The 415-nt window shown below is 68.0% G+C and carries 1 protein-coding gene; it reads left to right on the top strand.

The annotated features are described in order from the left end of the window. Positions 1-415, top strand: a 415-nt coding sequence (locus tag HX846_RS39090; protein ID WP_256740581.1) for an ATP-binding cassette domain-containing protein, incomplete at both ends; no start/stop codon positions are given.

Genomic DNA, 415 nt, shown 5'->3' with positions numbered 1-415 from the left:
CGCCGCCCGGGCCGCGCAGATTCACCAGCGCATCCTCGCGCTGCCCCAGGGGTATCACACCGTCCTCGGAGCCGGCGTGCAACTGTCCGGCGGTGAAGTGCAACGCCTGGGCATTGCCCGGGCGATGCTCAGTGAAGCGCCGATCCTGATTCTCGATGAAGCCACCGCCGCCAGTGATCCTGAATCCGAAGCCGCGATCCAGCAGGCGCTGTCTCGCCTGGCCCGTGCCCGCACGGTGCTGGTAATCGCCCACCGCTTGAGCAGCATCCAGGACGCCGACCAGATCGTCGTGCTGCAAGGCGGGCGGATTGTCGAGCGCGGTACGCATCACGGCTTGCTGGACCAGCAGGGCACTTACGCCGGGCTGTGGGCCGCTGAGCAGTTTTCGGCGGCCGCACTGAAGAGGGCACGGGCA

Origin of the sequence: Pseudomonas sp. K5002, assembly GCF_013386655.1 — a bacterium.
Taxonomy (GTDB): Bacteria; Pseudomonadota; Gammaproteobacteria; order Pseudomonadales; family Pseudomonadaceae; genus Aquipseudomonas.
Note: the sequence above shows the minus strand (reverse complement) of the source record. Positions and strands in the feature narration are given on the sequence as shown.